Consider the following 14,682-nt stretch of genomic DNA (forward strand, 5'->3'; position numbering starts at 1 on the left):
ATCTATAATGGGTCGTTAGCTCAGTTGGGAGAGCATCGCCCTTACAAGGCGAGGGTCACTGGTTCAAGTCCAGTACGACCCACCATTATAGAATATCAATATGGGTCGTTAGCTCAGTTGGGAGAGCATCGCCCTTACAAGGCGAGGGTCACTGGTTCAAGTCCAGTACGACCCACCATATTGAACCTACCTCGTATTAAAAATCCTTTTAAAATCAAAACTAATTCACTATTTCAACGTTAATTTATTGCTACTATTGCCACTGTTTTATATAGTTTAACTATGACCGCGCAGATAGAAATGCGATGAAAAATAAACGCTTATACGAATCCAGTATCTTACTTATAGACGATCAACCATTGGCATTAAGCTATATGAAACAATCGCTTGAAAGCTTAGGCTTTAGTGATATTTCAATCGCTGAAAATGCAAAAATGGCGTTGGGTCTTTGCCAAGAGCATACCTTTAATTTGGTTTTATGCTCATTTAACCTTGGTAAACTCAAAGACGGCTACCAACTATATGAAGAACTAAAAACCAAGCGTTTAATTAAAAACATTTGTGGCTTTATTTTTATTAGTGCAGAAACCGACACTAGCCTAGTACACAGTGTGATTGAACTTCAACCAGATGACTTTTTAGCAAAGCCTTTTTCATTGAAAGTATTTGGTGAGCGCATTATTAAGCTACTAAAGCGCAAACAAGCATTGGCGCAAATTTACGATTTTATTGATGTTGGCAATGACTCAAAAGCGTTACGCTATGTTAATGAAATGCTGGCAGACAGCAGTAAAAATCACCTATCCCCTATTCTTTTAAAGTTGCGTGGTGAACTATTACTGCGTTTAAAACGCACTGCAGAAGCCATCGACTTCTTTAAATCTGTGCTGAATATTCAAAAATTTACGTGGGCACGTGTTGGTTTAGTTGAAGCCTACATTCAAAACAGTGAATTTACCCAAGCTAAAAATATCTTAGAGGTTATGCTAACCAAACCTGAAACCCGCTTAGTGGGGTATCATTTACTGGGTAAGTTAGAACTGTTTTTAGAAAACTATCAACAGGCGCAACATTATTTGTCGCTGGCCTCTAAGCTAGCGCCGCGCAATATTGAACGCCAAGAAGATCTGATTATTTTAAGTAAATACAATCACGATCATGAAAAGCATTTCCGCGTTAATAAAGAGCTTGTGAAATACGCTAAGCACTCAATGCACGATAAGCCGGACATATACCTTAACTTGGCCCGCGCAGGTATTGATTACGCCCTCACGCTCGACCAAGCCGATATCGTAAATCGCCTCACCCGACAAAGTAACGAGTGTTTATCTGAATTACGCAAACAGTTCCCCGACAGCAAAGCACAAGAACAAATTGATGTAATCAATGCGCGTATTCACTATTTAAAAGATGAACGCTCAAAAGCCATTGCGCTCGTTGAACAACTTGAAGACCAGCCTATCATCCGCTCAGTAGATGATACTCTCGATAAAGCCAAAGCGTTTCATGAGTTAGGTATGCACCACAAAGCGAATCAATTGTTTGCCAAGTTAACCGAGCATTGTGGCAAATACCAAAGCGATAACGCACCTCTGAACGCCTATCTAAAACAAGAGCAACAAGAACGTGATGAAATTCGCCACTCACCAAAAGAATTAAACAATAATGCGGTGCATAGCTACGAAAAAGGCAAATACGAAGAAGCGCTTAATTACTTTACCCAAGCGTTTCGCATTATGCCAAAAAACGCCAACATCGCATTAAACTTGTTACAGGTGATGTTAGATACGAAACACCCTGGCAGCCAAAGTCTCAATAAAGCTATGATTTCTCGCTGCATGGACACTATAAATAACGCCAAACTCGACGCGGAGCAACAGGCTAGGCTCGATAAATTAAAACCGATGATTCAATCGGTTTTATAAATTGCTAATCTCTCTCTTTTGTTTCCGGCTCAGGCCACTCGTTAAAATAAACGCTTAAATAACGACTTTTAAGCAAATAAAGCCCTGCCCAACTGAGTAACACCAGTTGTACTGCTAAACCTATTGAGAAGCTGTAATATTGGCTTTTTGCTTGTAGTAGTGACCAGCTTAAATCCATCACAACATTAGCAAGCAATAACCAGCGCGCATAACACCAAATGTATTTAGGCCACTGCATAGCATTGGGGCGCCTAAACAAATAGCAAAAGGTGACGATGATGCTAAGCCCAGCGATAGCAAGTGCAACAAAAAATTGTTGTTTTTGCGGGTAGAAAATCGCCATTAGGTTTAAATCTTCACGTCGTGATGCTGCTGCAAAGAGCCATAAAATATACGGCCTTAAAAGCAGCACTAATACTAGCACAAAACCGATTGGTGCTCTAAAGTAACCGTTTTTGTCCCAATATTCTGGGCCAAAGCGTGTCATACTTGATTTTTCCTATCAGCTAACACACCTAGCACTACAAACAACAGCAATACGGTTAACGGTAAATAACTGCGATCAATTTGTTTAATCATGCTTACCAAATAAGGGCTAACAAATACAATTAAACTACCGATCCCAACACCCGTTACTAAAATGAATACAAACGTACGCGCAACAAAATTTTGCTGACCGATTAATCGCTTTACCGCTTTATTTAGACTCGCGCCATACACCGACGTTAAACAAATAAGCGCTATCAATACTATTTGACTCAAGTACGGTGCAAGCCAAGTCGCAACTTGGCTATTGAAGGAACTGAGCATATTCACGAATTCAGACATGGATTACTCGTACTTTGCAAATAACGCTAACATATCGTCTTCAGTTAAGACCTCAATGCCTAAATCTTGTGCTTTAGTGAGCTTAGAACCTGCTTTTTCACCAGCGACTAACGCGTGTGTTTTAGCGGAAACACTGCCCGACACTTTTGCACCGAGTGCTTGAAGTTTAGCTTTTGCTTCGCTGCGCCCCATTTGATTAAGTGTACCTGTTAACACATAAGTTAAACCATCCAACGGCATTTCATCTTTTGACTTTTCAGCGATATCTGGCCAGTGCAAGCCAGCATCGATTAATGCGTCAATCACCTCTTGGTTATGTTCTTCTTTAAAGAAGTAATAAACGTGCTTAGCAACAATCTCACCTACGTCTGAAACGTCTTGTAAGCCCTCTATTGAGGCGTTTTGTAATGCTTCAAGGGTTTTGTAATGATTCGCTAAGTTTTGCGCTGTCGCCTCACCTACTTCACGAATACCCAGTGAATATAAAAACTTAGCAAGTGTAGTTTGTTTGGCTTTTCCAAGTGCCGCAACTAAATTCTCGGCCGACTTTGGCCCCATACGCTCAAGCGACTCAATATGGCCTTGGCTTAAACTAAATAAGTCAGCTGGTGTTTGGATCAGTTTACGATCAACTAACTGCTCCACTACTTTATCACCTAACCCATCTACATCAAGCGCTTTACGTGAAGCAAAGTGCTTAATCGCCTCTTTGCGCTGCGCTTCACACACCAAGCCACCGCTACAACGGGCAACCGCTTCACCATCAATACGTTCAACGTGCGATTCACACACAGGACACGCTATCGGAAATACAATTTCTTTACTATTTTCTGGGCGACGATCAAGCACGACACTTGCGACTTGCGGGATCACATCTCCTGCGCGGCGAATAATCACAGTATCACCAATGTGTACGCCTAGGCGTTCAATTTCATCGGCATTATGTAAGGTGGCGTTAGATACTGTTACACCGCCAACATAAACTGGCTCCAAGCGTGCAACCGGCGTAATTGCGCCGGTGCGGCCTACTTGAAACTCAACATCTAATAAGGTGGTTAATTCTTCCTGTGCAGGAAACTTACAAGCTATTGCCCAACGCGGCGCCCGGGCGACAAAACCTAAAGTTTGCTGAATCGCTTTATCGTTAACTTTGATTACTACGCCGTCAATTTCATAGCCTAACGCGGCACGACGAGCAAGAATATCTGAATAATAGGCAAAGGCGTCTTTGGCATTATCTGCAGTGCGAATCTCAGGGCATACTGGTAAGCCCCACTCTTTTAGCTGCATTAATTGCTCATAATGGGTTGCTGCCAGCTCAAACCCTTCAACTACGCCCGTGCTGTAGGCATAAAGCATCAGTGGGCGAGATGCGGTAATTTTAGGGTCTAATTGACGTAAACTACCTGCAGCCGCATTACGCGGGTTAGCAAAGGTTTTATCCCCTTTTTCTTGTTGCGTTTGGTTAAGTTTGGCAAACCCTTTATCGTCAATAAACACTTCTCCGCGTACTTCTAAACGTGCTGGAATTGACTCACCACGCAAACGTAGCGGCACGTTGCGAATGGTTTTTACATTTTCGGTAATGTTCTCACCTACTTGACCATCACCGCGTGTTGCAGCGCGCACTAATACACCGTTTTCATACAAGATAGACACGGCTAAGCCGTCGAGCTTTGGCTCACAACAAAACGCTAAATCACTAGCATCTTTTAATCTGTCTTTCATACGTTTATCAAATGCGTAAAACTCACTTTCATCAAACGCATTATCAAGCGACAACATCGGTACTTCGTGGTTTACTTTTTCAAATGCAGCAAGCGCCATACCGCCGACTTTCTGACTTGGCGAATCTGCTGATTTAAGCGCTGGATTTGCCTCTTCTAACGCAATCAGCTCACGCATTAAACGGTCATACTCAGCGTCCGGTACCGTCGGATTATCTAGCACATAGTATTGATAATTGTAATTTTCAATTTGTGCTTTAAGTTGGTTTATTTGTTCAGCCGCGCTCACGGAGACTTCCTCTATATTCGTTAAAAAAGCCACCGCAAGGGTGGCTTTTGTTTAAATCTGGTTGTGACGTTACAATTCGTCAAATTCTCTGATTTTTTCAACATATTGCCTAACAGTGGCAACATCCAGCTCTTCGCGGTTATGGTCGAGAATTGTCGCGCTAAACTCATCGGCAATTTTCTTAGCCGCGCTGTGAAGCATATTAAACGACGGTAAACTGTCACCTGCACAAGGCAGTGTCATAAACAAGCTTACGCCTTCAGTTTGAAGTTGTTCCATATTATCAATATCGAACGTGCCTGGGTTAAACATATTTGCTAAACGAAATAGCACTGGGCCCTGGCCTGATGCATCTTCATGACGATTAAAGAAGCCATCCTCTGAATACTTAAAACCTAATGTAAGTAATAACGGCAGTAGCGAAGAGCCTTGCATCGGCAAACCTTCTTCGGTTTGAATATGAATGATGATGTAGTCTTGAACTGCTGCCTTACCTTCAGGCGCTTGTTCTGGCTCGTCACTGACTTGTGTGCTTGGCTCATCGTCATCAATGCTAATCGATAAATCGCCTAGTTCTGGTTCATCATTCACATTTAGCTTTGCGCTCATTTGTGGTTCAACCACAGATGCTTTTTCGCTTTCGGGTGCTGCTTCTTTTTTGTCTGGAGCGGCACTTGGTTCTTGAACAAGTGTGCGGCTGTCATTTTTACGGATTGACCAAAGGCCATGAAGCAGTACGCCGCCAATTACTAACGCACCACCAATAATTAACACCCACCTTAGTTCGTCACTCATTCAAGTACCCTTAAATTTATATTTTTTTCCGATTTACAAAATTATTAAGCAAGCGGCACTTAATTTCAACCGCTTATCTTATGCAAAGTGCACAGATAAGACTAGTTGCTGATAATTTATACCGAAAGCTAAGCGGATTCTGACATTTCTAACGCTTTTTCAATATCCACCGCAACCACGCGAGACACACCTGGCTCAGCCATGGTGACACCGGTTAAGCGCGCGGCCATTTCCATAGCGATTTTATTGTGACTAATATACACAAATTGCACGTCTTGTGACATTTCTTCCACTAAACGACAAAAACGCCCAACGTTGGCATCATCGAGCGGCGCATCTACCTCATCTAACATACAAAATGGTGCTGGGTTTAGTTGGAAAATTGAAAAAACCAACGACAACGCCGTCAGTGCTTTTTCACCACCACTGAGTAAATGAATCGTCGCATTTTTCTTACCTGGAGGACGCGCCATGATTGCCACCCCCGTTTCAAGTAAATCGTCTGATGTCAGCTCTAAATACGCTGAACCACCCCCAAATACTTTTGGAAATAAGTTCTGCAAGCCATTGTTCACTTGGTCAAATGTCGCTTTAAAGCGCTGTTTGGTTTCTCGGTCTATTTTAACGATTGCCGTTTCTAATGTATCAAGCGCGCTGATTAAATCATCGTATTGTTGGTCAAGGTAATTTTTACGCTCAAATGCTTTATCAAACTCTTCTATCGCCGCTAGGTTAATTGCACCTAATCCAGCAATATCGCTCGAGACTTTGTTCAATTGGCTTTGTAAACTATTAAGTTTGGCATCTTCAGGAAGCGTTGCAATCACGTCTTTTAACTGTGTGTTTAATTCTGCAAGCGGTGACAGTGCCGCTTCCGATTTTAGCTGAAACCCTTGTTGTTCAAGTATAATATTTTGTCTTTGTTGTTTCAGGTTATCGAGCTTTTGCTGCTCAGTACCAATGCCCGATTCGGCTTGCTTTAATTTCTCTTTTGCATCATCTAGATTGCGCTGCTTTTGCGATTTTTGCTCGATAAGCGCCTCAAGCATAAGGTGCTGTTCTGCAATCGCCTCGTCAAGTTCAACCAGCGGCAGTTGAATGTCTTCAAGTGTAAACTTTGCTTCTTCAAGTTGCTCGTTAAGCTCACTAAAGCGTGATGAAAACTGGCCTAATTTGGACTCACATAATGCTGCTTGGTTTTTTACACTCTCTAAATGTAATTGTTGTTTATGGTGCTGATTTTTCTCATTTTCATAGGCATTTTGAAGCTGCCTAGTAACCAGTTTGGCATTATGATAATCCGCTTCCAAGGATTCTTGCTGCTGTTTTAAATCACTGAGGCGTGTTTCGGCTTTAGTTAATTGCGCAGTCAACGGCGCTTGTTCGTTGCCTACAGCGTCAAGTTGAGTAACCAGTGCCGCTAGCTCATTTTGTGTTTCGTCACATTGCTTCGCAATAGCCGCTAAACGTTCGCTAGCAAAATTATGTTCTGCTTGTTTTTGTGTGAGCAATTGCATTAATGATGATAACGCGTGTTGCTTTTGTGTTGAAACAACACGCAACTCATCAACCTTTTTTTGCTCTGCAGTAAGCGCTTTTTGCGCACTTTCGAGTTCGCTTTGTGCCGCGGGTATCGCTTTCTCTATGTCTTTTAATAACTGGTGTTTTACGATGTGTGAACTTTCACTATCAAACTCACAGGGAATACACCAGTTAGCGCCGCGTAAATCGCCGCGCTGATCCACCGCAAATAAAAATGGCCCTGACCAAAAATCATCTTCTAACGTATCGATATTTTCAACAGCAGCAATCGCATTAAAGTATTGTGGGATGGGCCCTGTCGTGATTTTCTCAGCCAATGACCCATTTGCGCAATGGTGTGTTTGCGGCCAAATACTGGGTGTTTTACATTCATTATCGAACTGCGCGCTAACATGCGCATGGCTTAAATTAAACAAACTTGCTTCAACTGCCACTTGCCAAGATTTATCGACACTAAGCTTAGAGACAAGTGTTGGTGAGCCTGACTGGCTCTGTGTGTTTTCACCTACAACCGTTAAAAGCGCCGCTTGTTTTGCCGCTAAATCATTACAGGTTTGCTCGCTTTTCCTCGCTGCTGTATGTTTTTGAGCAAGCACATCTTGCGCTTGTTGGAGCTGAATATTTGCGCTTTCACATTCAGCTTCGGCTTGTTGTACGAGGGTTTTTGCTTGTGTTAAATCAATAGCTTCCAGTTGCTGCTCAAGTGTTTCACGCTCTGATTTCAGTTGGCTTTGGCGCTGCTGGCAAGCGCTTTGTTGCTCTGACAGTTGCGCGTATTTAACATTTAATGCAGACAGTGCTTTTTGCTGCTCAGTTTGCTCTTTTATAATCGTTTGGTTTTCCAACAAGGATGCTTGATAAGCGCTATAACTGGTTTCTTGCTGTACTTTTTGTTCTTCGTATTTGTGTAAGCTGATTTCTAACTGTTCTGCGGTACTTTCAAGCGCTTCGTTTGAAAACGCAACTTGTTCGCTAATGTCATCAAACTGTTGCTTTGTTTGCTGCTGCTCTTGCTGGATTTGCTGATACTGTGTTTGTAACTGCGCAATGCGTTGGCTGAGCTGAGTTTTTTGGCTTTGCTTATGCACTTTATCTTGTTCGTCACGCGCCAACTTGTTGCGCAACTGATATTCTTGGTGCTGCGCATCATTCACCATGTCATTAGCTTGTTCGATTGCCAATTTTAATGCCGAAATCACATCATCATGACCGCTGTGCGCTTCGCTAAGAAATGCGATTTGCTCATTAATTTGCGCCAGTTTTTCTTCGCTTTCGAGTAGTTTTTGTTGCAGTGCTTGCCATTTAAGCACGCATATTTGCGCTTTTAAGGTACGTTCTTTGGCTTTAGCCGTGGTGTAAGTGCGCGCTTTTTCTGCCTGCTCTGTTAGCACATTGAGTTGATTTTCAAGTTCGGTGCGTAAATCAAGCAAACGCTCTAGATTGTCGCGCGTGCTGTTTAAGCGCGTTTGTGTTTCGCGTCGTCTTTCTTTGTATTTTGAAACGCCAGCCGCTTCCTCTAGGAAAATCCGTAAATCCTGTGGCTTACTTTCAATTAAACGCGAGATCATGCCCTGTTCGATAATCGCATAACTGCGTGGGCCAAGTCCGGTACCCAGAAAAATATCCGTGATATCACGCTTACGGCATTTTTCACCATTTAAATAGTATTGTGATACGCCTTCACGGGTAACTAAGCGTTTAATCGCTATTTGATTACGTGACGCAAGTGTGCCCGGTAAACGTCCTTCAGTATTATCAAATAATAATTCAACCGACGCTTGTGAAACTGGTTTGCGCTCTGTTGAGCCATTAAAAATGACGTCTGTCATGGCATCGCCGCGCAGGTTTTTAGCCGAGCTTTCACCTAGTACCCAGCGCACAGCATCGATGACGTTTGATTTACCACAGCCATTTGGACCAACAACACAGGTCATTTGATCGGGAAATGGAATTTTACTTGGCTCTACAAACGATTTGAAACCCGCGAGCTTAATTGAGGCTAGACGCATTTTATTCTTATTTGATTGTCTAAATAGTAAGAAAATTAATGGCCAACTTTATCAGATTTACCCTAATTGAAACAACTTGTAACGCTTAACAACAAAATCTGGTTTAAAGGGAATCTACAGCTTATTATAATCGCTAAGGTGAGTTGTTGTTTTATTGGAGTTTTCCATGCAATTAGGAAAAGGGTTCGAATACTTTTTATCGGGCTTTAGTTTAATCAGCCAAAAAGGGTTAAAACGCTTTGTACTGATCCCATTACTAATTAACTTGGTGCTATTTGGTAGCTCGTTGTTTTTTATTATTGGTTGGATTGAACAAGGCGTTAACTACGTCAATGGCTACCTGCCTGACTTTCTATCTTGGTTGGAATTTATAATATGGCCTATTGCATTGTTGCTGGTGTTGTTTATCTACTCCATGGTGTTTACGGTTATCACTAACTTTATCGCTGCACCATTTAACGGCTTATTAAGTGAAAAGGTCGAGCTGTATTTAACAGGGCAACGCGTTAACGACGATGGGTTAGCTGATTTACTTAAAGACGTACCACGTATGCTTGGCCGTGAATTGGCAAAACTGATGTACTACTTACCAAAAGCTTTGCTGTTTTTAATTTTACTGCTGTTTATTCCGGTGTTTGGTCAAGTGATGTGGTTTTTATTTAGCGCGTGGATGTTTGCCGTACAATACATTGATTACCCGTTTGATAATCACAAAATACCGTTTTCTGAAGCGCGTCAGCACTTAAAGCAAAAACAGGGCTTAAGTTACGGTTTTGGCAGTGCTGTATTGATTTTTAGTATGGTGCCAATCGTTAACTTAATTGTAATGCCGGTAGCCGTATGTGGAGCAACGCGTTTGTTTGTTGAAAACTATCGCATCAATTACCGCGCTTAGTATATAGCGCTCACTAAAAAAGGCTGCAATTGCAGCCTTTTTTGATTTAAGTACCGGTAGCGATTAACTATAAACGTTTTGCGGTACTTTTAAGATTTGAATATGTACTGTGATTTCTTCACGGTCATGGTAGAGCTGCTTTGCTTGCAGTTCATACTTGATGTTGTACTTAGTCAGCTCTTCGTGAATTAAGTTTAAACACTGATAAACCGCGTCAAAACGTTTTTTCATTGGCAGTTTTAAGTTAAAGATTTGCTCTTTTACAAAGCCGTTTACCGCCCAATCAATCATTAAATTAGCGACCTTAATTGGTTTTTCAACCATATCGCATACTAGCCAATCAATATTGCGCTTATCCGGACGGAATTTAAAGCCATCTTCACGCTTATGTTTAACTTGGCCTGTTTCCATTAATGACTCGGCCATAGGGCCGTTATCAATTGCTTGTACCATCATGCCACGGCGCACTAACTGATACGTCCAGCCACCTGGGCACGCACCTAAATCAACACCACGCATACCCGGTTGCAAACGTGACTCATGTTCGTCTTTTGGTACAAAAACATGAAACGCTTCATCAAGTTTCAGCGTTGAGCGGCTTGGCGCATCTTTTGGCATACGCAGACGCGGAATACCCATATAAAATGGTGAATTGTTGTAGCTGTAAGAAAAACCAACGTATGCAGCGCTATTTGATAAAAACATTACGTGTAAAACAGGACGGTTTTTCACTTCATTAGCAAGTAAGGTTTCTTGCGCCACTAACGATTTACGTAGTGGTACGGATAGCTTTTTACAAAATTTTTGCAGCTCTTTACCGTCATTGGTGTCTGGTGTTTCTACCCGTAGCTCACCACACAATGGAAACTCGCTAACCGCCTCGCTAATAGCTGAAACGCGGTCTTCAATCGGCATTTTATCAACCAGTTGACCAACGAACCATTGACGTGCAAAAACCATTTCTTTAAATGGCAACTTACGCACAACGACTTCGGCTTCTAACGGGTCATAGCAGTTAAAGGTGATATAACCGCTGTTATCTTTTGCTTTTACAAATCCACCAATTTCACGCAGTGCCGCATGGTGGCTTATTTCGGCGGCACAATCGTTTTCAAAACCCGGACGACAATAAATTACAATCGCAGACATTTTTCTCACTTACTTAACTTGAGCTGGTTTATGGTTAATAACCGAAACGGTAAACAGTAACCAACTCACAATAAAACACACGCCACCAAGTGGCGTTATTGGGCCAAAAATCTTTATACCCGTTGTTGCCAACAAGTATAGACTGCCACTAAAAAACACAATGCCTACAATGGCAAAAATACTGGCCCACTTTAATTTGTACCCGCTGTTTCCCAGTAATCCAAACAAGATTAATGCTAAAGCGTGAATAAAATGATAATCAACACCGGTTTGAAACACCGCTATCATTGCTGGGCTGATTATTGATTTTAATCCATGTGCTGCAAACGCACCTAACATCACGGCGAGGGCACAAAAAATGCCACCTGCTGCTAAGCTAAACCTGTTCATAGTTGTTTTGCGATAAACTGAGATGCAATTTCGGCTGCTGTTTGCCAATTTTGCAGTTGGGTTAAACCACTCGCTTTTCGTGGTACTAATGAATGATCCCCATCAGGGATCCAAAAAGTGTGCACATTATCGCATACTGGATAACTTTCTACCTCATCTTTTTTACCAAAGGTATCACGCTCACCTTGAATTATTGCAAGTGGCGCGTTGAGATCAGGAAAATGTTCGATTCGAAGCTTTTCTGGCTTGCCAGGTGGATGAAATGGGTAACCAAAAGCAACAACGCCCTTGACGCTTTGTTCACACGCCAACATTGATGCCATTCGTCCGCCCATTGACTTACCGCCAATAAATAAAGGTAAGTTAGCATCAACCTCTGCAAGTATGCTTTCAAAATAGGCTAATAGTTTTGGTGCACGTTGCGGCGGACGTTTTTTGCCCTCTAATTTAGCTTGCTGCATATACTCAAAATCAAATAAGCCAACTGTGACGCCTAATTTCGCTAAATTGTTGGCCATGGTGACCATAAACTCTGAATCCATGCCTGCACCAGCACCGTGCGCCAAAATTAATTGCGCAATGGGTTTATCTGCATTTACCCAATTAATCATTAAAACCTGCCTCAATCTGTTCTTTTTCTACCATGCTGAGCATCCACTCTTTAAATGCCACGATTTTACCTAATTCAGACTGCGATTCTCTCAGCACTAAATAAAAGGCATTTTTACTTTCTAAGTGATGGCTAAATGGCACTATTAATCGCCCAGAATCGATTTCTGGCTTGGCTAAAACACTGTTTACCAGTGCTATACCTTGCCCGTGTACCGCGGCTTGCAATACCATTGAAGAGTGACTAAAAATAGGCCCCTGATTTACCCGCGAATTAGCAACGCCCAACGTTTTGAACCAACTTTTCCAAGGTTTACGTGTCATATCATGCAGCAATGTATGGTGTTGTAAGTCGTTTGGCTCTGCCAGCGGCTTGGGCCCGTTTAACAATAACGGGCTGCATAAGGGCACTAAGTATTCGGTATGAAGTTTGTGACTTTGTACGCCACTCCAATGACCGCGACCATAATAAATCGCCACATCAACGTCATCGGTTAACGAATTTTCATCTAAATCTTGCGCTTTAATACGAATATCAATCTCCGGGTGCAACTCGTTAAACGCTTGCAACCGTGGCACCAACCATTGAATCGCAAAACTCGGGGTTAAGCTTACTGCTACCGAACCTTTTGCGCCACGCGCTAATAACTTTTCTGTTGCATCAACCAATTGGGTGAATATTTCTTTAATATCGAGAAAGTACGCCTGCCCTTCTTCTGTTAGTAACAGTGAGCGATTTCGCCTTAAAAATAATTTTAAGCCTAGGTGTTCTTCTAAGGTTTTAATTTGATGACTTACAGCGGCTTGTGTAACAAACAGCTCGTCTGCGGCTTTGGTAAAGCTTAAATTACGGGCGGCTGCTTCAAACGCTTTGAGTGAGTTTAGCGGGGGCAATCTTCTCGACATGACAACCTGATGACGTATTCATTAGTTTTTTTTATCTGAACGCATTATAAATCATCGTTTTTAAAAGGCAAACAACTTGGTTATTATTTACTCCGAGAGGAAAAACTGCCAACCAAATTATAGTTTTCCCCCTTAATCATTTAAGTAGCATTTTAGAACTTAGATATTTATGCAACCCAGATGCATAAATTGAGTTTGTTTAATTTAGGCAAACTTAGTGATTTTTAGCAGCATAAAATAAGCGTTACACTGCAAATAACCTGCTGCTGAAACTCAAACAATTAAAACGTGAGTTATTCACGTTTAATCTGCCCAATAAAAAAGACGCATAGTGCGTCTTTTTTAATGCCTTTTATGCAAAGATATTAGAGCGTGTTGACCTTTATAGTTTAAATTCTGTTCAAATCCAAAGCGTTTTGATCGCGGCGTCGCTTTTAGCCCTAGTTGGCTAAACCAAAAAGGACAACAAAGAGCATAACCCGCTAATCTTCTTCGATGTTTTCTACACCTTTAGTGCCTTTGTGAGCTTTTAATCTGTGGTGAATTGCCGTTTTAATTAGCATATAGCCACTGATTGGTGCCGTGATCAGTAAAAAGATCGATATCAAAATTTCTTTCGCGCTTGGCTCATTAACGATTGCACTAAAATAAACAATAGAAGCAATCAGCACACCCGCCATGCCCAACGTAGTTGCCTTAGTTGGACCATGTAAACGCATAAAGAAGTCCGGCATACGATTCATACCAATTGAACCGATTAGAATAAACACGCCGCCTAATAATAACAGTAGTGAAACAATAATCTCTGCCATAATAATTACTCTATAATATCGCCGCGTAAAAGAAACTTACAAATTGCCACCGTACTGACAAAACCGAGCATGGCAATCAACAATGCTGCTTCAAAATAAAGCTCTGACGCCACTTTAATTCCGTACAATACAATAAGCGCAATACTGTTTATATACATGGTATCAAGCGCTAAGATGCGATCTGGCACAGATGGCCCGAGAATTAGGCGCCATAAATTAAGTAACAGTGATACGCCAATCATTGCCGATACAATTAGTATAACGGTGCTTAACATTGAAAAATCTCCTTAAGCGGTGCTTCATAACGGCTTTTAATCGTCGCAATTAGTTCTGCTTCGTTATCTAAGTCAAGAACATGAATAAGCAAATAGCGCTGCGTCACTTCTTCACCCTCGTCTAACGACTCAGGAAACGGATACACCTCTGCGCTCACAGTACCCGGTGTTAAGGAAACTGTGCTCGCTAATATGGTGATTGGCATTTCATGAGTTAAATCAAGCGGTACTTTTACAAACGCCGGACGCAATTTTTTAATTGGCCCTAAAATCAGAAACGCTACTTGCACATTGGCGGTAACAATATCGTATAACACCAATAAAAAGTGCTTAAACGCAAGCCACTTTCGCATAATCAGCGGCTGAGGCTCACGAAAGCGTAGCGTTGCAAGTGGGATCACCGTAGCTAGAATGGCTCCTAACACGATATGCCCGAGCGAATAGCTGTTATTTAGCAGTAACCAGACGAAAAACAATAAAATGCTTCGAAATGGTGTTGGAAAAAGACTAAAGCGAGCTTCAAAACGCATC

14 protein-coding genes and 2 tRNA genes are annotated in these 14,682 nt (G+C 41.9%); 4 read left to right on the forward strand and 12 right to left on the reverse strand.

From position 1 onward, the window contains the following. Positions 1–9 precede the first annotated feature (9 nt). The 3 genes from C2M30_RS11000 to C2M30_RS11010 all read left to right on the forward strand — a co-directional run bounded on the left by C2M30_RS11000 (position 10) and on the right by C2M30_RS11010 (position 1,925). Positions 10–85 (forward strand) — tRNA-Val (locus tag C2M30_RS11000). Positions 86–102: 17 nt separating this feature from the next. Then, positions 103–178 (forward strand) — tRNA-Val (locus C2M30_RS11005). Positions 179–305: 127 nt separating this feature from the next. Beyond that, on the forward strand, positions 306–1,925 hold the full coding sequence (locus C2M30_RS11010) for a response regulator (RefSeq protein ID WP_105171664.1): 1,620 nt from the start codon (positions 306–308) through the stop codon (positions 1,923–1,925). 4 nt (positions 1,926–1,929) lie between these two features. Here C2M30_RS11010 and C2M30_RS11015 read toward each other — a convergent pair whose 3' ends face one another. The 5 genes from C2M30_RS11015 to C2M30_RS11035 form a co-directional block, all read right to left on the reverse strand. Further along, complete coding sequence (locus tag C2M30_RS11015; RefSeq protein WP_105171665.1) at positions 1,930–2,412, reverse strand: DUF2919 domain-containing protein; 483 nt, start codon at positions 2,410–2,412, stop codon at positions 1,930–1,932. Beyond that, a complete protein-coding gene (locus C2M30_RS11020; RefSeq protein WP_054980084.1) occupies positions 2,409–2,753 on the reverse strand; it encodes a DUF3392 family protein in 345 nt (114 codons plus the stop codon). Before C2M30_RS11020 ends, C2M30_RS11015 begins: the two co-directional genes overlap by 4 nt. Positions 2,754–2,756: 3 nt before the next feature. After that, entirely contained in the window at positions 2,757–4,769 is a 2,013-nt protein-coding gene (ligA, locus tag C2M30_RS11025) for an NAD-dependent DNA ligase LigA (protein ID WP_105171666.1), read from the reverse strand. Positions 4,770–4,838: 69 nt separating this feature from the next. Continuing rightward, a complete protein-coding gene (gene zipA, locus C2M30_RS11030; protein ID WP_105171667.1) occupies positions 4,839–5,564 on the reverse strand; it encodes a cell division protein ZipA in 726 nt (241 codons plus the stop codon). A 128-nt stretch (positions 5,565–5,692) separates the two neighbouring features. Continuing rightward, a complete protein-coding gene (locus C2M30_RS11035; protein WP_105171668.1) occupies positions 5,693–9,115 on the reverse strand; it encodes an AAA family ATPase in 3,423 nt (1,140 codons plus the stop codon). Positions 9,116–9,281: 166 nt separating this feature from the next. On the opposite strand from C2M30_RS11035, the gene cysZ reads away from it, so the two are divergent. Next, positions 9,282–10,010, forward strand: a complete 729-nt coding sequence (cysZ, locus tag C2M30_RS11040) for a sulfate transporter CysZ (RefSeq protein ID WP_105171669.1) — start codon at positions 9,282–9,284, stop codon at positions 10,008–10,010. A 63-nt stretch (positions 10,011–10,073) separates the two neighbouring features. Here cysZ and rlmM read toward each other — a convergent pair whose 3' ends face one another. The 7 genes from rlmM to C2M30_RS11075 all read right to left on the reverse strand — a co-directional run bounded on the left by rlmM (position 10,074) and on the right by C2M30_RS11075 (position 14,681). Continuing rightward, positions 10,074–11,159 (reverse strand): 23S rRNA (cytidine(2498)-2'-O)-methyltransferase RlmM, encoded by a 1,086-nt coding sequence (gene rlmM / locus C2M30_RS11045; RefSeq protein ID WP_054980080.1) that lies wholly within the window; start codon positions 11,157–11,159, stop codon positions 10,074–10,076. A gap of 9 nt (positions 11,160–11,168) precedes the next feature. Beyond that, complete coding sequence (locus C2M30_RS11050) at positions 11,169–11,549, reverse strand: DUF423 domain-containing protein (RefSeq protein WP_105171670.1); 381 nt, start codon at positions 11,547–11,549, stop codon at positions 11,169–11,171. Further along, positions 11,546–12,160: an alpha/beta family hydrolase gene (locus tag C2M30_RS11055; RefSeq protein WP_105171671.1), complete on the reverse strand. Its 615-nt coding sequence runs from the start codon at positions 12,158–12,160 to the stop codon at positions 11,546–11,548. The genes C2M30_RS11050 and C2M30_RS11055 overlap by 4 nt, the downstream gene beginning before the upstream one ends. Further along, positions 12,153–13,064 carry a transcriptional regulator GcvA gene (locus C2M30_RS11060; protein ID WP_010559801.1) on the reverse strand — a complete coding sequence of 304 codons (912 nt, stop codon included), beginning with the start codon at positions 13,062–13,064 and terminating at the stop codon, positions 12,153–12,155. Before C2M30_RS11060 ends, C2M30_RS11055 begins: the two co-directional genes overlap by 8 nt. A 482-nt stretch (positions 13,065–13,546) precedes the next feature. After that, positions 13,547–13,879: a Na+/H+ antiporter subunit G gene (locus C2M30_RS11065; RefSeq protein ID WP_082428568.1), complete on the reverse strand. Its 333-nt coding sequence runs from the start codon at positions 13,877–13,879 to the stop codon at positions 13,547–13,549. 2 nt (positions 13,880–13,881) lie between these two features. Further along, positions 13,882–14,151, reverse strand: a complete 270-nt coding sequence (locus C2M30_RS11070; RefSeq protein ID WP_010559799.1) for a K+/H+ antiporter subunit F — start codon at positions 14,149–14,151, stop codon at positions 13,882–13,884. Next, entirely contained in the window at positions 14,145–14,681 is a 537-nt protein-coding gene (locus C2M30_RS11075) for a Na+/H+ antiporter subunit E (RefSeq protein WP_105171672.1), read from the reverse strand. Before C2M30_RS11075 ends, C2M30_RS11070 begins: the two co-directional genes overlap by 7 nt. Between the last annotated feature and the right edge of the window lies 1 nt (position 14,682).

The sequence above is a fragment of the Pseudoalteromonas sp. T1lg24 genome (genome assembly GCF_002964745.1).
In the GTDB taxonomy this organism is placed as follows: Bacteria; Pseudomonadota; Gammaproteobacteria; order Enterobacterales; family Alteromonadaceae; genus Pseudoalteromonas; species Pseudoalteromonas spongiae.